Source organism: Bradyrhizobium sp. AZCC 1588, assembly GCF_036924735.1.
Classification (GTDB): Bacteria; Pseudomonadota; Alphaproteobacteria; order Rhizobiales; family Xanthobacteraceae; genus Bradyrhizobium.
Window position 1 is genome coordinate 3545517 of record NZ_JAZHSC010000001.1, and the last position, 21699, is coordinate 3567215.

The 21699-nt window shown below is 63.5% G+C and carries 15 protein-coding genes and 1 pseudogene; 8 read left to right on the plus strand and 8 right to left on the minus strand.

Annotated elements, in window-relative coordinates; translation table 11 throughout:
• The first annotated feature begins 46 nt into the window (after positions 1-46).
• Positions 47-694, plus strand: coding sequence for a J domain-containing protein (locus V1277_RS16580; protein WP_028347651.1), 648 nt, complete (start codon positions 47-49; stop codon positions 692-694).
• Between the two features lie 174 nt (positions 695-868).
• Here V1277_RS16580 and V1277_RS16585 read toward each other — a convergent pair whose 3' ends face one another.
• Positions 869-1960 (minus strand): citrate synthase/methylcitrate synthase, encoded by a 1092-nt coding sequence (locus tag V1277_RS16585; RefSeq protein ID WP_334417260.1) that lies wholly within the window; start codon positions 1958-1960, stop codon positions 869-871.
• Positions 1961-2033: 73 nt separating this feature from the next.
• Here V1277_RS16585 and V1277_RS16590 point away from each other — a divergent pair, with 73 nt between their 5' ends.
• Positions 2034-3251: a citrate synthase family protein gene (locus V1277_RS16590; protein ID WP_334417261.1), complete on the plus strand. Its 1218-nt coding sequence runs from the start codon at positions 2034-2036 to the stop codon at positions 3249-3251.
• Here the strand turns inward: V1277_RS16590 and V1277_RS16595 are convergent.
• Complete coding sequence (locus V1277_RS16595; protein WP_334417262.1) at positions 3209-3868, minus strand: DedA family protein; 660 nt, start codon at positions 3866-3868, stop codon at positions 3209-3211. The genes V1277_RS16590 and V1277_RS16595 overlap by 43 nt on opposite strands.
• Before the next feature lie 301 nt (positions 3869-4169).
• On the opposite strand from V1277_RS16595, the gene cobS reads away from it, so the two are divergent.
• The 4 genes from cobS (at position 4170) to V1277_RS16615 (ending at position 9514) form a co-directional block, all read left to right on the plus strand.
• Entirely contained in the window at positions 4170-5168 is a 999-nt protein-coding gene (cobS, locus tag V1277_RS16600) for a cobaltochelatase subunit CobS (RefSeq protein ID WP_065746623.1), read from the plus strand.
• Positions 5169-5304: 136 nt separating this feature from the next.
• Positions 5305-7209: a cobaltochelatase subunit CobT gene (gene cobT / locus V1277_RS16605; protein ID WP_334417263.1), complete on the plus strand. Its 1905-nt coding sequence runs from the start codon at positions 5305-5307 to the stop codon at positions 7207-7209.
• 4 nt (positions 7210-7213) lie between these two features.
• Positions 7214-8281 (plus strand): esterase-like activity of phytase family protein, encoded by a 1068-nt coding sequence (locus V1277_RS16610; RefSeq protein ID WP_442894493.1) that lies wholly within the window; start codon positions 7214-7216, stop codon positions 8279-8281.
• Positions 8282-8401: 120 nt separating this feature from the next.
• Positions 8402-9514 carry an NADH:flavin oxidoreductase/NADH oxidase gene (locus V1277_RS16615; RefSeq protein ID WP_334417265.1) on the plus strand — a complete coding sequence of 371 codons (1113 nt, stop codon included), beginning with the start codon at positions 8402-8404 and terminating at the stop codon, positions 9512-9514.
• Between the two features lie 173 nt (positions 9515-9687).
• On the opposite strand, the gene V1277_RS16620 is transcribed toward V1277_RS16615, so the two are convergent.
• The 6 genes and pseudogenes from V1277_RS16620 to rpmB all read right to left on the minus strand — a co-directional run bounded on the left by V1277_RS16620 (position 9688) and on the right by rpmB (position 16200).
• Positions 9688-10815, minus strand: coding sequence for a DUF2336 domain-containing protein (locus tag V1277_RS16620; RefSeq protein WP_334417266.1), 1128 nt, complete (start codon positions 10813-10815; stop codon positions 9688-9690).
• A gap of 404 nt (positions 10816-11219) precedes the next feature.
• Positions 11220-12506: pseudogene (locus V1277_RS16625) on the minus strand (DUF2235 domain-containing protein).
• A 117-nt stretch (positions 12507-12623) separates the two neighbouring features.
• Complete coding sequence (locus V1277_RS16630; RefSeq protein ID WP_334417267.1) at positions 12624-12950, minus strand: transcriptional regulator; 327 nt, start codon at positions 12948-12950, stop codon at positions 12624-12626.
• A gap of 4 nt (positions 12951-12954) precedes the next feature.
• Positions 12955-13191, minus strand: a complete 237-nt coding sequence (locus V1277_RS16635) for a type II toxin-antitoxin system RelE/ParE family toxin (RefSeq protein WP_334417268.1) — start codon at positions 13189-13191, stop codon at positions 12955-12957.
• 299 nt (positions 13192-13490) lie between these two features.
• Positions 13491-15701 (minus strand): restriction endonuclease, encoded by a 2211-nt coding sequence (locus V1277_RS16640; RefSeq protein WP_334417269.1) that lies wholly within the window; start codon positions 15699-15701, stop codon positions 13491-13493.
• A 190-nt stretch (positions 15702-15891) separates the two neighbouring features.
• Positions 15892-16200, minus strand: coding sequence for a 50S ribosomal protein L28 (gene rpmB / locus V1277_RS16645; protein WP_171579080.1), 309 nt, complete (start codon positions 16198-16200; stop codon positions 15892-15894).
• A 440-nt stretch (positions 16201-16640) separates the two neighbouring features.
• Between rpmB and V1277_RS16650 the strand changes: the two genes are divergently transcribed.
• Positions 16641-17444 (plus strand): DUF3108 domain-containing protein, encoded by an 804-nt coding sequence (locus tag V1277_RS16650; RefSeq protein WP_334420394.1) that lies wholly within the window; start codon positions 16641-16643, stop codon positions 17442-17444.
• A gap of 772 nt (positions 17445-18216) precedes the next feature.
• Positions 18217-21648 (plus strand): helicase-related protein, encoded by a 3432-nt coding sequence (locus V1277_RS16655; RefSeq protein WP_334417270.1) that lies wholly within the window; start codon positions 18217-18219, stop codon positions 21646-21648.
• Positions 21649-21699: the final 51 nt, after the last annotated feature.

Genomic DNA, 21699 nt, shown 5'->3' on the forward strand with positions numbered 1-21699 from the left:
AATGTCAAGACTTGAAGCCTTTCGCATTGCGTAGTCATAGTCAGCCATGCCGATTGATTCATCCAAGTTCTTCGATTCCATTCGCATCAAGCCCAACAAGCTGAGCGCGAAGCAGCAGGCGCAGGCGCGCGAGGAAGCCGCCATGTGCGAGTGGGCGGGCTGCCAGAACAAGGGCCCGCACCGCGCGCCCAAGGGCCGGGAGAATTCCCGCGAGTACTGGCACTTCTGTCTCAACCATGTGCGCGAATACAACCAATCCTACAATTTCTTCCAGGGCATGAACGCCGATGCCGTCGCGCGCTATCAGAAGGATGCGCTGACCGGCCATCGCCCGACCTGGAAGATGGGCGCCAATACCGCCGGCAAGAAGGGCAAGCAGCCCAGCGCCGAGGACTTCGACGGCGCCGCCGATCCGTTCAGCATGTTCTCCGAGCTCAACGGTCGCGGCCGCTGGCGGCCGGGGCCGGGCGCGCAGGCCAAGACCGAAACGCGCAAGGTAATGAACGCCGAGCGCAAGGCGCTGCAGGTGATGGGGCTTTCCGCCGAAGCAACGCTCGATGACGTCAAGGCCAAGTACAAGGCGCTGGTCAAGCAGCACCATCCCGACGCCAATGGCGGCGACCGCTCTACCGAGGACCGCCTGATCGAGATCATCAAGGCGTATAATTATCTGAAGACGGTGGTGCGGGCGTAGTTTTCGTCGTCCCTGCGAACGCAGGGACCCATACGCCGCGGCTTCTCGATTTTATTCCACTGGTCGACGGCTTTCGCGAGACAATACGCATTTGTGGTTATGGGTCCCTGCGTCCGCAGGGACGACGGCGGAGATGTGGGCTCCGCTGTTGCCTAATACGCGGTCTTGGCCCGATCACTTCGGCATTGGCCCGACATACGCCGAACTCGGCCGGATCAGCCGGCCGCCACGCTGCTGCTCGCGGGCATGCGCGGTCCAGCCTGCGGCGCGCGCCACCGCAAAGATCGGCGTAAACGCCTGCCGCGTAATCTTCAGCGCGTCGAGCAGGATTGCGGTGAAGAACTCCACATTGGTGTCGAGCGGGCGGTCGGGATTTTTCCGTCGCAATGCGTCGCGGATGTAGGCCTCGACCTCGCCCGCGAACGGCAGATCGGTGCCGCCTCCTGCGAGCCGCTCGATCGCGCGCTTGAGCACATCTGCGCGTGGGTCGCGGACGCGATAGACGCGGTGGCCGAATCCCATCAGCCGCTCGCCGCGGGCCAGTGCGCTGTCGACCCACGGCTTGATGCGCTCGGTCGAGCCGATCGCATCCAGCATCTCCAGCACCGGCTCTGGGGCACCGCCATGCAGCGGCCCGGTCAGGGCGCAATAGCCGGCCGTGACGGCCGCGAACAAATCCGCCTGGGTCGAGGCTACGACGCGCGTCGTGAAGGTCGACGCGTTCATGCCGTGATCGCACACCGTGACGAAGTAGGTGTCCAGCGCGGTGATCTCGCGCGGTTCGGCTTTGCGGCCGCGCAGCATCGACAGCGTGTCGGCGGCATGGCCAACGGTCGGGTCGGGCGCGATCGGGTCCTCGCCTTTGGCCCGCTGCAGCAGTGCGCCCGCAATCACAGGCAATGCGCCGACGATGGTCGTCTCGTGCTCAAGTCCGTTCTCGCCGCGCAGGCCGGCAACGGCTGCGCGAAAGCCGTCGGCAATCGACATGCCACGTGTTGCCGGCAGCAATTCGGGTAGCCGTGCGAATGCGCGTTCCCGCGCAGCGCCGAGCCTTGAGCGCACATTGGCTTCGTTGAGCGAGGTTCCCATTGCGGCGTTCCACAGCCGCGCGGTCACGCCTTCGAAACTCGACTTGCCCGCGAGGTCGCCGACCCGTTCGCCGGCGATGATCAGTTCGCCGCGCTCGCCGTCGACATGGCTGAGGACGGTTTCGGCGGCCGGAATGCCGTCGAGGCCGATCGGGGTCTTGGAAATCTGCATGTTCATGAGGGCTCTCCTTTGCCTGCTGCAAAGGTCGGACCTCTCGACAGATTGATCAATCTTGATTATGTAAATCAATATGAAAAAATCCGCCGGCCTTTACCTCTCGGCCCGCGAGGCCTCCGCCGAACTCGCGATCTCCCAGGCAACCCTCTACGCCTATGTCAGCCGTGGCCTGATCCGGTCGGAACCGTCGGAGGATTCCCGCAGCCACCGCTACCGGGCCGAGGACGTCCGCACACTGAAAGAGCGGCGCGCACCGTCGCCGGAGCCGCGCGGCCTGCGCAGCTTCGACGCCGATCTGCCGGTGATGGATTCGGCCGTCGGAACCATCACCGAGGACGGCGCGATCTATCGCGGCGTCAACTGCATCGATCTCGCCGAGCGCGACACGCTCGAACACGCCGCGACGCTGTTGTGGGACGTGACCGGCGTCGATCCCTTCGATCAGAACAATTGTCCCGTTGTGTCGGACGAAATGCGCGCAGTGGCCGAGGCCGCACGTGGGGCAAACGCGATCGATCGCGCCATCGCCGTGCTGGCGCTCGCCGCCAGGGCTGACCCGAGGGCCTTCACCCGCGCCGACGAAGAGCGCGCGATGCTGGGTGGCCGCATCATGCGCCTCGTGGTCGCGACCATGCTGAACGCCAAATCCTCGGCAAAGCCGCTTCACTTGCAGATCGCACGCGTCTGGGCGCCGGAGCACAAGCACGCGGCCGATCTGATCCGCCGCGCGCTGGTGCTGCTGGCCGATCATGAACTGAATGCCTCGACGTTCACCGTGCGCTGCGCGGCATCGACCGGGCTAAATCTCTACGATGCCATGATCGCCGGTCTCGTCGCGCTGAAGGGCCCGAAGCACGGCGGCGCCGGCGTGCTGGCGGCGCAGCTTTTGAAGACGCTTGCCAATGGCGAGGTCGCCCCCGTCATCCGCGAGCGCGTCGCGCTCGGCGAACGCTTCGCGGGCTTTGGTCATGGGGTCTATAAGCATGGTGATCCCCGTGCGTGGGCGCTTTTGGAGGCGCTGGCACGCTCGGGCGCGGACCGTAAGTTGACCCACGAAATCCCCGAGCGGATCGCCGAAGCGACCGGCGAGTTCGTCAATATCGACTATGCCCTTGCGGTGCTGGTCCACACGCTCGGCCTGCCGCCGGGCCATGAACTGGTGCTGTTTTCCATGGCGCGAACGGTCGGATGGATCGCGCATGCCTGCGAGCAATTGCGCCATGGCCGGCTGATCCGGCCCCGCGCGCGCTATGTCGGCCCCGCACCGGGACGGAGCCCCGTCCGCGCCTGACGGCGGCGCAGCGTCCAGACGCCGAGCGCGATGATCGCCGCCGCGAACACGGCCAGAATCCACAGATGCTTGCCAGTGTGTTGGTGATGCGGCAGGCCGGCATATTCATGCAATGCCGAGACCGCGAGCACACCTGGCAACACATGCGCCAACGCCCAGGCGAGTACCGCCGGGATATTGACGCTGAAGAAAAGCATCGGCGACATCCCGAGCGCGCCGGCCGTAACAGGTACGAAGGCGCGGATCGGCGGCACAAAGCGCGCGAACAACACCGCCAGCGTTCCCCAGCGGTGGAAGAACGTCTCGCTCTGCGCCATCACGCCTGGATATTTCGACATCGGCCAGGCGTTGAGAATTTCGCGTTGCGAGCGATGGCCGGCCCAAAACGCCGATCCGTCGCCGAGTATGGCGCCGGCGATTGCGGCCGCCAGCACGCCCCACAGCTTCAGTTCGCCGCCGGGCACCAGCGCACTCAGCGCAAGGATGATGGTCGAGCCCGGCACCAGCGCGCCTGCGACCGGGATCGCTTCCAGGAGAGCCGCCAGAAATAGCGTCAGGTAGGCCAGCCATGGATGGGCCGATACGACTGCAATCACGGGATCGAGGAATGAAGTCACAACTGCCGTCCTGTGGGTGGCCGCCTGGACCCAGAGCTACCAAGCCCGGGCAGGGGCCGAAAGTGCCGGCAGACCTTTGGCATGGCCCGGCAAAGTGGCCAAGCCGGCAAAAGTGCGGCGTGATTCGCAGAGCAGCCCTCCAAAAACCCGAGAGATGGCTTATCTCAATGATAAGGCAATGGAACTTTGATTGCGCCGCGGGCTTCTGCCGGCCCCTGCTCTCTGCTAGGTTCGCGTTAGCCCCCATCCGCAGCCATTCAACATATCTGGTTTCGGGAACGCCCGGGACCTCGGAGGATTGATGACGACCGCCGCCATGAGCAAAGTTTCGGAGCCCGTCGGACTGCCCGACATGAAGGTGTCGGTCCGGCAGGTTTTCGGTATCGACAGCGATCTCGAAGTGCCGGCCTATTCCGAAGTCGACCCGCATGTGCCGGAAGTCGATTCGGATTACCGCTTCGACCGCGCCACCACGCTCGCGATTCTCGCCGGTTTCGCCAAGAACCGCCGCGTCATGGTCACCGGCTACCACGGCACCGGCAAATCGACCCATATCGAGCAGGTCGCCGCAAGGCTGAACTGGCCCTGCGTGCGCGTCAACCTGGACAGCCACATCAGCCGTATCGATCTGGTCGGCAAGGACTCGATCGTCATCAAGGACGGTAAGCAGGTCACCGAATTCCGCGACGGCATCCTGCCCTGGGCGCTGCAGCACAACATTGCGCTGGTGTTCGACGAATACGACGCCGGCCGCCCCGACGTGATGTTCGTGATCCAGCGCGTGCTGGAAGTCTCCGGCCGCCTGACGCTGTTGGACCAGAACAAGGTGATCAAGCCGCACCCGGCGTTCCGCCTGTTTTCGACCGCCAACACGGTCGGCCTCGGCGATACCTCGGGCCTCTATCACGGCACCCAGCAGATCAACCAGGGCCAGATGGACCGCTGGTCGATCGTCACCACGCTGAACTATCTGGCGCATGACGAGGAAGTCGAGATCGTGCTGGCCAAGGCACATCACTACCGCACCCAGGAAGGTCGCGACATCGTCAACAAGATGGTGCGGCTGGCCGATCTCACCCGTAACGCATTCGCCAATGGCGATTTGTCGACGGTGATGAGCCCGCGCACCGTGATCACCTGGGCCGAGAACTCCGACATCTTCGGCGACATCGGCTTCGCGTTCCGCGTCACCTTCCTCAACAAGTGTGACGAGCTGGAGCGGCCGCTGGTGGCCGAATTCTATCAGCGCTGCTTCAACCAGGAGCTGCCCGAGAGTTCGGTAAACGTGGCGCTTTCGTAGCTGTCGTTCCCGCGAAAGCGGGAACCCATGCGCCGAGGACTTTCGATGGAAGGATGCTGCCAACGTCGGGTGAATTAACGACCGCTGGTGGTTATGGGTCCCTGCTTTCGCAGGGACGACGGGTGATAGAAACGTAATGACGACGTCGAACATCAAATTCCGCACCGGCTCCAAGGAAGCCCCGACCGAACCGTTCAAGCGCGCGGTGACCTCGTGCCTGCGCGCGATCGCGAAGGCGCCGGAACTTGAAGTGACATTCGCGGCCGAGCGTCCCGGTCTTGCGCCGGGCAAGGCGCGGTTGCCGGAGCCGGCGCGCAAGATGACCAAGCGGGATGCTGCGATCGTGCGGGGTCACGCCGATTCGGTCGCGTTGAAGCTCGCCTGTCATGATCCCAAGGTGCATCGCAAGCTGATGCCAGGAAATCCGCAGGCGCGCGGCGTGTTCGAGGCGGTGGAGCAGGCCCGTGTCGAGGCCATCGGCTCGCGGCGGATGGCGGGTGTGGCGAAGAACCTTACCGCGATGCTCGACGATCACTTTCATCGCGGCAAATACGACGAGATCACCGACCGCGCCGATGCGCCGCTGTCGGATGCGCTGGCGATGCTGGTGCGCGAGCGGCTGACGGGCCTTGCGCCGCCGACGGCTGCGAAAAAAATGGTCGATCTCTGGCGTCCGGCGCTGGAAGACAAGATCGGCACCCGGCTCGATCAGCTCAGCCGCGTCACCGAGGACCAGGCCAAGTTTGGCGATCTCGTGCACGACCTCTTGTCGGCGCTCGACCTCGGCGACGACCGCGATGCGGACGCCGATGACGACGAAAACGATGACGAGAATCAGGACGGCGAGAGCGATCAGTCCGGCGCCGAGGGCTCGCCCGATTCCGATGCCGCGCAGGAAATGAGCGCCGACCAGGCGCAGGCTTCCACCGACGAAATGTCGGAAAGCGCGATGGAGAGCGCGCAGGCTTCCACGTCAGATACGTTCGACGACGGCGAGCTCGGCGACGACGAGACGCCGGGCGAAGCGACGCGGCCGAATATGCGTGGCGCAAACGAGCCGCGCGGCCCGGAATATCACGCCTTTGCACCGAAATTCGACGAGGTCATCGCCGCCGAAGATCTCTGCGACCATGACGAGCTGGAGCGGCTGCGTTCCTACCTCGACAAGCAGCTAGCGCATCTGCAGGGCATCGTGGCGCGGCTCGCCAACCGGCTGCAGCGCCGCCTGATGGCGCAGCAAAACCGCGCCTGGGAGTTCGATCTCGAGGAAGGCATTCTTGACCCCGCAAGGCTGTCGCGCGTGGTCACCGATCCCTATCACCCGCTGTCCTTCATGCACGAGAAGGAAGCGACCTTCCGCGATACCGTGGTGACGCTGCTACTCGACAATTCCGGTTCGATGCGCGGCCGGCCGATCACGGTGGCAGCCACTTGCGCCGACATTCTCGCGCGCACGCTGGAGCGTTGCGGCGTCAAGGTCGAGATTTTGGGTTTTACCACCCGCGCCTGGAAGGGCGGCCAGTCCCGCGAGGCCTGGCTCGCCGCCGGCAAGCCGGCCAATCCCGGCCGGCTCAACGATCTCCGCCACATCATCTACAAGTCCGCCGACGCGCCCTGGCGCCGTTCGCGCAAGAATCTCGGCCTGATGATGCGTGAGGGCTTGCTGAAGGAAAACATCGACGGCGAGGCGCTGGATTGGGCGCACAAGCGACTGCTCGGTCGCGCCGAGCAGCGCAAGATCCTGATGATGATTTCGGACGGCGCACCGGTCGACGATTCCACGCTGTCGGTCAATCCCGGCAACTACCTCGAGCGGCATCTGCGCCACATCATCGAGGAGATCGAGACCCGTTCGCCGGTCGAACTGATCGCGATCGGCATCGGTCACGACGTCACGCGTTACTACCGCCGCGCGGTCACCATCGTCGATGCCGAGGAGCTCGGCGGCGCCATCACCGAAAAACTCGCCGAGTTGTTCAGCGAGACCCACGGCGCTGCGCCTGCCACGGGCCACCACCGGCCGCGCCGCCTGCACTCGTGAGCGCATGCCCCCGCTCATAGGCCGCCGCCGCGTTTTGAAATATGCTGCGGCGGGGCTTTCCATGGCTGCCGTGCCCGGCGCGGCATTGGCGCAGACCGCCGTTCAGCGGCCGCCGAGACAGACCGTTCCCGACGAGTTCTCGGTCAGCGCGCCAGTTTCGATCGACGTCAATGCAAGGCCGCTGCAGTCGTTCGACACCCGGGACCGCTCGCGTGTGCGGTTCGGCGAGCTCGAATTTCGCAGCGGACTGATTCTCACCTCGCGGTTCCGCGGCTTCGGCGGCTTGTCCGGCCTGCGGCTGGATCCAAAGGGCGAGCGCTTCATCGCCGTCAGCGACAAGGGGGGCTGGTTCACCGGCCGCATTGTCTACAAGGGCCGCGAGATGACCGGACTCGACGATGTCGAGGCCTCGCCGGTGCTGGGTCCGGACGGCAAGCCGATCACCTCGCGCGGCTGGTACGACACCGAGGCGATCGCGCTCGACGGCTCGCTGGTCTATGTCGGTCTCGAGCGCGTCAATCAGATACTGCGCTTCGACTTCGCCAAGGGATTTACCCGCGCGCATGGCGAATTGATTCAGTTGCCGCTCGGCGTGCGCAAGCTGCCCAACAACAAGGGAATCGAGGCGCTTGTCGTGGTGCCGAAGGGCTTGCCGCTGGCGGGAACGCTGATCGCGATCTCCGAACGCGGGCTCGACGCGCAGGGCAACATCACAGCCTTCCTGATCGGCAGGACGCTGGGGCTGTTCAGCATCCGCCGCAGCGACAATTTCGATATCAGCGACGCGGTGCTGCTGCCGTCCGGCGGGCTGTTGCTGCTGGAACGCAAATTCTCCTGGCTCGGCGGCGTCGGCATCCGCATCCGCCGCATCGCGCTGGCCTCTATCGTCCCCGGCGCGGTGATCGACGGTCCCGTGATCTTCGAGGCCGACCTCGGCAGCGAGATCGACAATCTGGAAGGCATCGACGCTCATGTCACGCCGGAGGGCGAAACGGTCCTGACGCTGGTCTCCGACGACAATTTTTCGATGATCCAGCGCAATCTGCTGCTGCAATTCGCGCTGGTGGAGTAGCGCCGCTTCTTCTCCCGTATATTCGCCCGGCAGGGTTGAGCCAAGCGCGGGTTGAGCGCCGGGCGCGGCCTCGCTACACAAATAGGGCTTACTTTCCTCCGGTCCGGATCCTTATCGCCCATGAGCGCTTTGTTTACCCCGATCAAGCTGCGCGGCCTAACGCTTGCCAACCGCATCATGGTGGCGCCGATGTGCCAGTATTCGGCCGTCGATGGCGAGGCCAATGACTGGCACTTCACCCATATCAATTCGCTGGCGCTGTCGGGGGCGAGCGTCTTCTGCATCGAGGCGACGGCAGTGGAGCCGACGGGCCGGATCACGCCGGGCTGCCTCGGCCTCTACAATGACGCCACCGAAGCCGCGCTGAAGCCGATCCTGGCGTCCGTGCGCAAGCGTTCGAAGGCCGCCGTGATGATGCAGCTCGCGCATGCCGGCCGCAAGGCGTCGAGCCACACGCCGTGGGAGGGCGGGCAGTTGATCCCGGTGGCCGAAGGCGGCTGGCGGGCGGAGGGGCCGTCGGCGATCCCGCACAAGGAGAGCGAGCCGCTGCCCGTTGCCTTCGATGCCGCGGGGCTTGCGCGCGTGCGCGATGCGTTCGTGGCGACTACGAAGCGCGCCGAGCGCCTCGGCATCGACGCGATCGAGGTGCACTCGGCGCACGGCTATCTCCTGCACCAGTTCCTGTCGCCGATCGCCAACCGGCGCACCGATCAATATGGCGGCTCGTTGCAGAATCGCATGCGCTTTCCGCTCGAAGTGTTCGACGCGGTGCGCGCGGCGTTCCCGCATGACAAGCCGGTGGGATTGCGCGTTTCCTGTAGCGACTGGGTCGAGGGCGGCTGGGATCTGGCGCAGACCATCGAGTTCGCGCAGGAGCTGAAGAAGCACGGCGTCGACTGGATCGACGCATCCTCGGGCGGCGTGTCGCCGCTGCAGAAAATTCCGCTCGGCCCCGGCTACCAGGTGCCGTTCGCGCAAGCGATCCGCGAGGCCACCGGGCTGACCACCATTGCCGTCGGGCTGATCACCGAGCCGAAGCAGGCCGAGGAGATCGTGGCCTCCGGCAAGGCCGACATGGTCGCGCTCGCCCGCGCCATGCTCTACGACCCGCGCTGGGGCTGGCACGCCGCCGCCGAACTCGGCGGCGAGGTGTTCGCCCCGCCGCAATACTGGCGCTCGCAGCCTTCGACGCAGAAAGCGCTGTTCGGCGCCACCACATTCGGCACGCGGTAACCTCTTTCTTCCTTCTCCCCTTGCGGGAGAAGGTGGCGCGAAGCGCCGGATGAGGGGTTCTCTCCGCGGAGAGAACCCCTCATCCGTCTCGCTGCCGCTGCGCGCCAGCGATCCACCTTCTCCCACAAGGGGAGAAGGGAAGGGAGCGACGCGCTCTCCGTCATCACGATCTCTCAACGCGGCGGTTTTGGCGCCGCGTCGACGGCGCGGACCTGCCAGAATCGCAGCAGGCGGCGGGCGTTTTCGACCGTCAGTTTTGCGTATTGCTCTCTTGCTTTCGCGAGCTCGTGCCGGCCCATCGATCCGGCGGCGAAGCGGCTGTCGAGCACGGCGGCCACCGTGTCCCAGTTCAACCCGGCGACGCGGCAGGGGATCAGCACGCCGTCGTCGCGCAGGCTCTGCATCACCGGCCGGATCACGTCGACGCTCGAGCCTGATAGTTCGGCGAGCGCGGCGACCGTCTCGGCGTATTTCCGCTCTCTCGCAAATGCCAGGAGCGCCGGCTCGTTCAGCTTGCCGTGCTTGGCGAGCGCGGCGACGAAGCGGCGGGCGGCAGCGAAATCGCGCGTGCGCGACATTTCGCGGTGGGCGCCGGTGGAGGCGGCGGCGATCGCGTTGCGGATTTCCTCGAACAGATGCGGCGGCGCGCGCGACAACAGCCGCGTGCGCACGGCTTCCGTGGCGTTCTGCAGCAATTGCCGGCGCTGTTCGGCCGGCAGGTCGACACGGATGCCGGTCTCGACTGCCAGATCAGGATCGCTCTCCGCCTGCTTCAGCACGATCGCATAACCGCTCGCCGACATTCGCGCGCCGGGATTGGTGACGAGCCGCCGGCTGACGGAGGGATAATGCCGCTTGAGCAGCGCATCGGTGACGATCTCGGTCAGCCACCAGCGCCCGGAGATCGCCAGCAGATGCTGCTCGCCCTTGGTTTGCGCCAGCTCCACCAGATCGTCGGCCGTCAGCCGCGCCGATTCGGTCAGCACCGGACGCGCGATCGAAATCTCGTCATTGTGCGCGAGCCGTCGGATCACGATCGGCGGCGCATGCTTGGCGGAAGCGAGCTGCGTGCTCAATTCGGCGAGCGCAATGCGCGCGGAAACATCGGCGAGCGCGCGCAGCTCGATGGTCCGGATCAGCCGTTCCAGCACGTCGCCGAACAGCTCGATCTGCTCGCCGGAATAGCCGTCGGCGGACAGCAGAAACAGGTCGGTGACCTGCCTCAGCGCATCCAGATGTTTTTCCGCCGAGCCGGCCTGGATGGCCGCCTCGACCTCCTCGGTGATCGATCGTTCCAACATCGCTCGTCCTGAGCGTTTCCGGCCGGTTCTGGCAGCAGATAGGTGAGAATAGGGAGCAGAGTTGAACGATTCGTAAACCATTTGGGTTCCGCGGCGGCAGCAATGCGGCCGCAAGGTTGCGGGGGTTGCTAGGCCATTGGCCGAGTGGTGCGATGGGTGGACTATCGGTTCGATCATCGCTGCCCGCCCCACAAAAGATGCGTTCCCTCTCCCCTTGCGGGAGAGGGTTAGGGAGAGGGGTGGCGGCATCGGCGGTGCGTGTTGTGACTAGAATCGCACTGGCAAGACTGTCGGCAATCTGACCCGTCTGTGCTCGTGGAGAGAACCCCTCTCCCCAGCCCTCCCCCGCAAGGGGGGAGGGAGCTCACCGCCCGTGTGGTGACGGCGTGCGCATGATCCGCGGTCTACGATTCCGCCACGTCCTCCGCGCTCGCATGCGCCGGCGGTGTCGGCATCGGGAATTTCTCGTACTGCTTCGGCAGGTTCACCGGCCGATAGCTCGGCAGCGCGTCCATGCGCTGCAGCGCGGACTCGTGGATGATAGCGCCGTCCGGGATCAGCCGAGGCTCGGCGTCGGGGATGTAGTAGCCGAAATGGCTCTCGCGCGCCGGCCATTCCTTGTATGTCGCGCGCTTCGGAAGATATTCGAGCAGCCACCACGCCCCGCGCAGCGACTCGTGCAGCTCGCCGCGCACGTCAGGCGCGACATAGGAGAACGGGCTACCCTTGCGCTGGATGCCCCAGGCGAGCTGGTTGACGGTGGCCTGGTTCACCTTCAGCCCGCATTTCACCGCCTCGTCGATCATCCAGAGCAGCGGATATTTTGAAAGCCCGCTTTGCTTTTCCGGATAGCCGCCGCCGATATCGGCATGCACGCCTGAGAACCACACCTGCAGAATATCCTGCGCGGTGGCGTGGACGTCGTTGAAGCGGACGGGCTTATAGGTCTGCGGATCGTCCCACCTCTTGAGGCGGAACATGCAGCGCCGCTCGTCGATCGAGATCGCCTGCCGGAACGTCTGCACGCTCGGGTTCGCAATGGTGAACGCGAGCTCCTCCAGGCTCGGCCAATAGAAGCGATCGGCCCGCGGCACGATCACGCTCGCGACCGTATCCCAGACGCCGACGAAGCGGATCACAGGTCAGCGGGCCGAGGTGATGCGCGCGAATTGGGCGGCGTTGTCGAACGCGGTCTGCGGCAGCGGCCCTTGCGCGTCGCCGGCATCGCTGAGCAGCTTCATCTCGCGGCGCAGCTTCGGCGCCTCGTCGGAGGAGAACTGCTTGTAGGCGATCAGGCCGCTTCCTGCGAGATTGACCTGCTCGGGCGAGATCAATCCAATCTTGTGCATCAGCCCCGCCAGCACCCGCACGGTATAGGCGCCGCGGGAAAAGCCGAACAGATAGATCTGGTCGCCTTCGCGATAATGCTGGACCAGGAAGCCATAGGCCGCGAGCACGTTGTCATCGAGCCCATAGCCGGTGGCAAGCCCGAGGATGGCGTTGAAATCCTGCTTCAATTTGTGCCACGGGTCCGGCCGCTCCAACGTGCCGACGCCGGGATCGTAAAACACCATCTGCCGCGGCTCGGTCTTCTCCGTCTTGCGCAGGCAGCGATAGAGCTTGAGCACGTTGGAGATGTTCTCGGAAATCTCGTTGCCGGTGCCGTCGCAGCAGATGATGATGTTGCGCATGGTGATGCCCCCCCCGATGCCACCGGAGCGAGTATAGCGAAGTTTTGGGATTTTGGATGACGCTGCGGGCGCGGACGGCGCTTCATCCACGGCTGTAGCTGATGCAGGGCGGCTTGGTCAGGCTGCCTCAGTGACCGCGCGAATCTTCAGGTGAACGCCGGTCTCTTCCTGCAACGCGCCGATGACACCGAGCAGATTTTCGGCGGTAGGGTTGCCGTCCGGACCGAACATCCGCATCAGGCTCTTCGGCGAACGCCCCAGCACCTCTCCCAGCCGATCGAAGCCGACGGTCGCGTTGATATAGGCCCGCAGCGCCGCGCGCCCCTGACCGGTCTCGCCCCGCAGCAGCGCCTGCACTGCCTCCTGAAACAGCGCCCGGCGAAAGGCGGGCTCGCGTTCGGCTCGCGCCCGCACCGTGTCGCGAAAATTCCGGGTCAGTGCCATGGCGTCATCCTTCACGCTTGCGCTTCTTGTAATCGCGCCAGCGGCGAAGCGCGGCATCGATGTCGTTCTGCTGCCTCCGCTTGGTGCCGCCGCCAAGCAGAATGACTAGCACCTTGCCGTCCCATCCGAAGTAGACCCGATAGCCGGGACCGCGATTGATCTTCAGTTCAGCGGCGCCTTCACCGATCGGCTTGACGTTCGACGTGTTGCCCTCGGCCAGCCGCTCGATCGCCACCGTCACGCCGGCCGCCGCCTGCGTATCAAGATCGTCGAACCATCGCCGGAAGGGGCTGGTGCCCTCCGAGACATACTCTTCAATCCGGATCGTAAGGTATCATATATGTTACCATTGCGCAAGTGGAAGTCAACGTCACGTGTCCGGCCGTGCCGACATCAGGATCGTAAACACCAGTTGCAGCGGCTGTGTCTTCTCGTCTTGCGCAGGCAGCGATAGAGCTTGAGCACATGGAGATGTTCTCGGGGGTCTGTTGCGTCTACATCGCCTCGACAGCCTGAAAGATAGCTGTTGCTGAGTCAGATCTATTCGTCCACGTCCCGAAACAACTCTTCGAGCGAGTCGCTTTTCGATTTGGACTGTTGCAATGGCGCAGTTACAGTCGGAGTCTCTTCATAATCCGAGTACATTCGCAGCATCGCCGACCGAACGCTGCTATCTACTTGAGCCTTGATCTCTTCCTGCTTAATATTCGTGCCAAGCGCAGTTGTGAAGTTCTCTACCGCGTTTCTGAACTTGTCGAAATAGTCGTCGGGCGCGTATTCAGTATCCCATTCGGAACGGAGCTTTCTCACGTGCGAATCAATGTCACTCAGCCAGGCATCACGCGCCTCTAGGAGAATGTCGTCGTATTCTTGCTGGTGCAACAGCTCGCGGATCTCGTTCACTTCTATGAAGCTATCATCCGCTTCTTCCACTGCTGATTGCCTCACTGCTTCTACAAATTCTGAGCGTTCCTCCTCGGTCAGGAGGCCGCAACGATTCAAAGCAATCGCCAGATCGACATCAATATCGTCCCGGAGAGGAGTACTAAATGCTCCTATGCGATTTCTGAGGTCTGGTCGTTGTTCTAACAACAGCTTGGTGACCGCGACATTCGATCTGTAACAGATGAAGCTTACCAAGGAATAGCCGGCAAGAGACGCGATGCGTCCTACCAAAAGCTCGTTCAGAGAAGGTGGAACTACCACCGGCGCGCCGCGGACTTCGACGCCAGTGCACACGACCTCTCTAACGATCGTCTCTGGCTTTGCACCAGCGAGGTATAGCTCTACGAGTTCCGGACTTTTTGCTACATGTGCTGCGAAAGCATCTCCAACAGTGGGGTGCCTATAAGTCCAGTACGGGCCGTCTTCATCTTCCGCAAAATTGAGTACGCTGCCATTGAGAGCTTGGAGATCATCCCGGACTCGGCCAGTGTTTGCTCCGAATGCGGCAGCCGGCGCAGTCATAGCATCCATTGGAACAGGCGAACGAACCCTGCCACCGTTAAGGAAAACCAATGCGATCGCAGCTTTTGCTGCTGGAGACAGCCCTTCGATTGTTTGCTCGAGAAATTCAGTTGGTCTTTCAAAAAAATCTATCACGCCGCTCTGCGTCGGGATCAGATCATCCGTGAAAAGTGATGTCCCTAGACGTCTCGCCGATTCTGGAAGGAAGTTGTAGTTTTGTGCCACCTTCGGAAGGATAGGTTTTATTCGTTCCCGAAATTCAGTCGGCTGATCTCCCAATTTAATGTGGTTGTATAGAATACGTGCTTTCTCTTCCAAGGTGAGGTCATGAACATTAATTATGACCTGACTTTTTCTCAGAATGGGAAAAGCTTGTAATTTGAGCTCGGCTTTCGCGGAATTCCAAATGTAGTCCCGAGAGGTGAGAAGGAAACGTGTCCCCCGCTTAAGCGCACCTTGCATGAGGGGAAATACTTGATTCCAAGCTTCGACGCGGTCTCGCTGATACTGTGTGCTCCCCCAGGCATCGTCGATCCAAAAAAATTGTCCTCCCTTTGGGTCGATGTGCCTTTCCAAATGTTCTGGCGAAGTTGATTTGATTGTTGAGCATCTCCAAATGTCGTTTGCGCCGAGTGCTAAGCTCGCGCCGATTGTCGACTTGCCGGCAGCAGGTGAGCCGAGCAGTAAAACGACGCTATGATCACTTATTGCGCGAACGCTTTTTCGATGCGCATCTGTGACAACCAATTTTTGTAGATTATCTCCCATCTCGCTGAGGATAAGCTGAGCTTGCCGGTAAGCTCGTCTGTCTAAGATCGCCTCCAGGTCGACGAGGCCATATAAACGGGGGACCATCATTCTTAGACGTGGAGATTCTGCGACGCGCGCCACAATCCAATCTCGATGAAACACGCGGCAACGCTTGACGCCACTACCTTCAAATGCCTTTCGAATCTTAGCTTCACTCGCTCCCGTAATGGTATGGTTTGTCAGGATTACGTAGTCGTCTGCGAGTTTTTGCCGTGCAAGTCGCTTCGCTTTCGGAAGCTCGTCGACCAGCATAGATAGCGTTAGGTTCTGGTTAGGCTTGGAAGTGAATTTGCATTGAATCGTGGTGTTGCCCTTTAAGCCGCCGTCCCAACGACCGATGAATGCGCCGTCACGACCGCCGTCTCTTGTAGGAAGAAAAGTTTGGACCGTCCGATTCGAACGCTCTTCAACGATTGCAACGCACAAATCTTGGAAGGCCTTCCAGCCCAGGCGGTGTATCTCAAATTCTTCCATCTAGAATCAATTGAGCTTGAGATTCAGTTGAGTTATCGAGTTTCACAATCGATCAGCTAATGAGAACAAGTATCGCCCTCTGGTTGCATGCTCGCAACAGAAAATATCTAGATAAGGGCGATTAAAACAAAAACGGCCGGGTCTTTCGACCCGGCCGCTGCAAACTTCGATCCGCCGATTTAAGCTTCGCTCAGCTCGCCTTCTTCACGAACGCGGGCTTGCCGACCTTCTTCTCGATCGCGCGCTTCAGTTCGAGGGCGCGGGGGGAGAGGACGTCGGCCTTGGCCTTGAGGAGGTAGGCATCGAGGCCGCCATTGTGGTCGACGCTCTTGAGCGCATTGGTCGAGACGCGCAGGCGCACGTTGCGGCCGAGCGCGTCCGAGATGAAGGTGACGTTGGCCAGGTTCGGCAGGAAGCGCCGCTTGGTCTTGATGTTGGAGTGGCTCACCTTGTGGCCCACCTGGGGGCCCTTGGCCGTCAGTTCGCAGCGCCGGGACATTCCGAAAAATCCTCTTCCATCCCCGCCAGGGCCAAGCCGCTTCTCGCGGGCGCCGCGGGGGTCCAAAATCGCGTCCATTTCCAGGAACCGCGGACGTATAGGGGGAGACGGCCACGGGGTCAAGGTTCTTGGGTTGGTCCCGACCGCTGAATACGCGGGTTTGTAAGGGGTTCCAGCCACTTAAGCCAATCATATAAAGGGCGTAATCCCGGCCGACATCATGGGTTTAGCACGAAAGACCTTGGCCTTCCCCGCGAGCGGCGGGCGGTGATGAAAGGTCCTTTAAAGGGCGTGGTTTTCGCGAAAACACGCGTTGTTTGCCGGATATTTTTGCCTAAATGAACACCCAATCGCGCCGATCCCGGGATTATTCATTCGTGACTGCCAGATGCGCCGTTTCGCGCCAACCTCTCTCCGCCAGGCTCGGCCTCGTTGTCGGCCTGTGCGCCGCCGCGTGGGCAGCGCTCGCGCCGCAGGCCGCGAGCGCGCAGGGGCGGCTGGATGCGCATTATGAGGCGACGCTGGCGGGCATCCCCGTCGGCAAGGGAAGCTGGACCATCGAAATCGGCGACGATGTGTTTTCGGCCTCGGCGCAAGGCGGCACGGCCGGGCTGTTGAAGGCGTTTTCCGGCGGCACCGGTTCCGGCGCCAGCCAGGGCCGCATCGTGAACGGCGCGCTGGTGGCGAACGCCTATACCGCGACCACCACCACGCAGAAGAAGTCCGAGACCATCCGGATTTCGCTGGCCAATGGCGGCGTGAAGGAATTTTCGATCGACCCGGCGCCGCCGGTCGATCCCGGCCGCATTCCCGTCACCGACGCGCACCGCAAAAGCGTGCTCGATCCCATGACGGGCTCACTGCTGCGCGTGCCCGGCAATGGCGAAGTGCTGGCGCCGGATTCCTGCCGCACCGGAGCCGGGATTTTCGACGGACGCATGCGCTACGATCTCAAGCTCGATTACAAGCGCATGGAAACGGTCAAAGCCGAAAAGGGCTATCACGGGCCGGCGCTGGTCTGCGCGATCTATTTTAACCCCGTCGCGGGCTACATCCCCGATCGCCCCGTGATCAAATATCTCGCGAACGAACGGCGGATCGAGATCACCTTTGTGCCGATTGCGGGGACGCGCGTCCTGGTTCCCTTCCGCATGACGATCCCGACGCCGTTTGGCCTGGCGATGCTGGAAGCGACGTCGTTCGTGACATCAGCAATGCCGCCACGGGTGGCGAAGACGAATTGAGGCCCATAGTTTTGCCGTCGTCCCTGCGAAACGCAGGGACCCATACGCCGCGGCCGTGTTGATTGAGGGACTCGGAGTTGCAGCCGGCGCCAACCAATGAGCGCCTGTGGTTCTGGGTCCCTGCGTTTCGCAGGGACGACGGGATCGGCGGGTAGTGCCGCTACTAAAGTGAGGGACGACGACTCTATCGCTCCCTCCCCCCTTGCGGGGGAGGGTCGGGGAGAGGGGTTCTCTCCACGAGCACCGCCGTTGCCGCCACCCCTCTCCCTAACCCTCCCCCGCAAGGGGGGAGGGAACATAGCTTCGCTCGTGGTGGCACCGGTGCAAGTGAACGGACAGGAGTAGCAGCATGAATCATGTTGACTCTTCCCCGCTTCTGATTCGACTCCGTCGCCTCGATCTTTTTAAGAAATTAGTCCCGAAACCGTCGCTTGTGGAGCCGCTGTAAACTTGATCTAGTGCCGCCCCGAGCGCTTCAGCGCGAGATGTTGCGGTGAACGTATCGGGTCTCGGGAGGAGTCAGCGATTCGGACGCGATTCGTTCCAGACTCGTTCCAAAGCTTAAGCCGCGACCGCATCACCGTCGCAAAGTGAAACAGAATCGGCGCAGTTGGTGCCAAACGAAAGAGAAACTCCGCGTTTTTCCGTCATTGCGAGGAGCGAAGCGACGAAGCAATCCATACCTCCACACGTGTGGCGCTATGGATTGCTTCGCTTCGCTCGCAATGACGGGTTGGGCGCTCGCACCTAAATAAGAAAACACCTGCACAGAATGGCTTTCTCTCCTTCCACGTTCGCGACTGATCGCGCGCCCGGCGCGGGCGTTACCGCTGTCCTCGGGCCGACCAATACCGGCAAGACGCATCTCGCCATCGAGCGGATGCTGGGGCATTCGTCGGGCGTGATCGGGCTGCCGCTGCGGCTGCTGGCGCGCGAGGTCTACAACAAGATCGCGGCTCGCGCCGGGACCGAGGCGGTTGCACTCGTCACCGGTGAAGAGAAGATCAAGCCAAAGAACCCGCGCTACTGGGTCTCCACCGTCGAGGCGATGCCGCGCGATCTCGACGTCTCGTTCCTCGCCGTCGACGAAATCCAGATCGCGGCTGATCTCGAGCGCGGGCATGTCTTCACCGACCGCATCCTGCATCGCCGCGGCCGCGACGAGACGCTGCTGTTAGGGGCCGCCACCATGCGGCCGATCATCGAGCGGCTGCTGCCGGGCGCCTCGATCGTCACGCGTCCCAGGCTCTCGCAGCTCGAATTCGCCGGCGACCGCAAGATCACGCGCCAGCCGCGGCGCACCGCGATCGTCGCGTTCTCGGCCGATGAAGTCTACGCCATCGCCGAATTGATCCGCCGCCAGCATGGCGGCGCGGCCGTCGTGCTCGGCTCGCTCTCGCCACGTACACGAAACGCACAGGTTGCGATGTTCCAGAACGGCGACGTCGACTATCTCGTCGCCACCGACGCCGTCGGCATGGGCCTGAATCTCGACGTCGACCACGTCGCGTTTGCCTCCGACCGCAAGTATGACGGCTATCAGTTCCGCCGGCTCAATCCGGCGGAGTTCGCGCAGATCGCGGGTCGCGCCGGGCGCGCGACGCGCAACGGCACCTTCGGCACCACCGGCCGCTGTGCACCGTTCGAGCCGGAACTGGTGAACGCGCTGCAGAACCACACCTTCGACAGCGTCAAAATGCTGCAGTGGCGGAATTCGAAGCTGGATTTTTCTTCGCTCGGCGCGCTGCAGGTCTCGCTTGCCCTGCCGCCGGGGCACGAGGCCTTGACCCGCGCGCCGATTGCTGAAGATCTGCGCGTGCTCGATCATGCGGCGCGCGACGGCGAGGTGAGGGACATGGCCCACGGTGCGGCGGCCGTGGAACGGCTGTGGGACGCCTGCCAGATCCCGGATTACCGCAAGATCGCGCCGGCTGCCCATGCCGAGCTCGTGACCACGCTTTATGCTTTCCTGATGAAGAAAGGTCGGATACCCGACGCATGGTTTGCCGCCCAGGTCGACCAGGCCGACCGCGTTACCGGCGATATCGACACGCTGTCGGGCCGGATCGCGCAAATCCGCACCTGGACCTTCGTCGCCAACCGGCCGGACTGGCTGTCCGACCCCGACCACTGGCAGGGGATCACCCGTGAGGTGGAAAATAAATTATCCGATGCGCTGCATGAACGGCTTACGGAGCGTTTCGTTGACCGGCGGACCAGTGTATTGATGCGCCGCCTGCGGGAGAACTCAGTTTTGAATACGGAAATTGGCAAGACCGGCGAAGTGATTGTGGAAGGCCACGCGATCGGCCGGCTCGATGGATTCACCTTTGCACCCGATGCGGCGGAAGCCGGCTCGGACGCCAAGGCGCTGCAGGCGGCCGCCCAGCAGGTGCTGGCGAGCGAGATCAACGCGCGTGCGGAAAAGCTCTCAGCCGCGCCGGACGATCAGTTCGTGCTGACCTCCGACGGCACCATCCGCTGGACCGGCGATGCCGTCGCAAAACTCGTTGCCGCCGACGATGCGCTGCATCCGCGCATCCGCATCATTTCCGACGAGCGCCTCTCCGGCGCGCCGCGCGAGGCCGTGCAAACGCGGCTCGATCTGTGGCTGAAGACGCATATCGAAAAGCTGTTGGGGCCGCTGTTCGGGCTGTCGAAGGCCGAGGACATCACGGGTATTGCGCGCGGCATCGCGTTCCAGCTCGTCGAAGCGCTCGGCGTGCTGGAGCGAAGCAAGATCGCGAGCGAGATGAAGGATCTCGACCAGGCCTCGCGCGCGACGCTGCGAAAGTACGGCGTGCGCTTCGGCGCCTATCACATCTATTTCCCGGGGCTCCTGAAGCCCGCGGCGCGCGCGCTGGCCTCGCTGTTGTGGGCCGAGAAGCAGGACAATGTCGATATGTCCGCGCTGTCAGGCGCGCAGCATCTGGCGAGCTCGGGGCGCACCTCGTTCCCGGTCGATAAGCAGCTCGCCCGCGATGCCTATCGCGTGCTCGGCTACCGCCAGTGCGGCGAGCGTGCGGTGCGCGTCGACATCCTGGAGCGTCTCGCCGATCTCATTCGTCCGGCTTTGGCGTGGCGTGAAACGTCGCCCGGCGAGAAGCCGGCCGGCGCGTTCGACGGCCGCGGCTTCGTGGTGACGCAGGCGATGACCTCGCTGACGGGATCGGCCGGCGAAGATTTCGCCTCGATCCTGCGCGCGCTCGGCTACCGCATGGACAGGCGACCGCCGCTGCCGCCGAAGCCCGCGCCCGAGGCCGTCGTCGAGACGGTCTCCACTGAGACGCCGCCGGTTGAGGCGAGCGCCGAGATGACGGCAGAGATGCCGGCGGAAGAAGTCGCGGCCGAAGTGCCTGTCAGCGACGAGCCCGCGCCGTCGTCGGCCTCGCTGCTGCCGGATGTGACCCCGGTAGCCGCCGAAGAACCCGCTGCTGCGGTGGAAGCTGCACACGTCGAGACCACACCGGCGGAAGCCGCGATCGCGGATGCGCCTCCGGAACAGGAGACGCCGGAAGCAGTCAGCGCCGCGGAAGCGGCGGCCGAACCCGAAACCGCGAGCGAAGCGCCTGCCGAAGCCGAAGCGCCTGCAGAAGCCGCTTCCGTCGAAGCTCCGGCGGCCGAAGCCAAGCCCGAGACACCGACAGAGACACCGGCAGAGCCTGCACTTGTCGAAGTCTGGCGGCCCGGCGGCCGTTCCGACGAGCGCCGTCCGCATCACGACCGCAGCCGCCAGCGCCATCACCGCGCGGGCGAGGGCGCGCAAGCGGCTGCCGGAGAAGGCGAGGGCGCGCAACGCCACCGTCGCGGCCGCCGCCATGGCGAGTTCAGAAAGCCCCGCGAGGGCGCACCAGCCGATGCTACGGCAACGCCTGCCGCAGAGGGCGCGCCGGCCGCTGAAGCGCGTCAGGACCGTCCGCCGCGCGAGCGTTTCGAGGGCAAGGGCCGCGACCGCGAGGAGCGCCGCGACAAATTCGATCGCAACAAGGGCGAGCGCAAAGGTGGCCGCGACAAGGGCGAGCGCGGCGGCCGTGATTTCGGCGGACGCGACAAGGGCGGCCGCGACAAGCGCGACTCTGGCCCTTCGCACCGTCAATGGGCGACGAGCGCGAGCCCGCGCGATCGCGACCGGCCAATCGATCCGAACTCACCGTTCGCAAAACTGGCGGCGCTGAAGGAACAGCTTGCCGGCCGCAAGGAATAACCAAAGCGTTTTCAAGCGAAGTGGCTATCGGTTCGCGGTCCAAGAAAACGC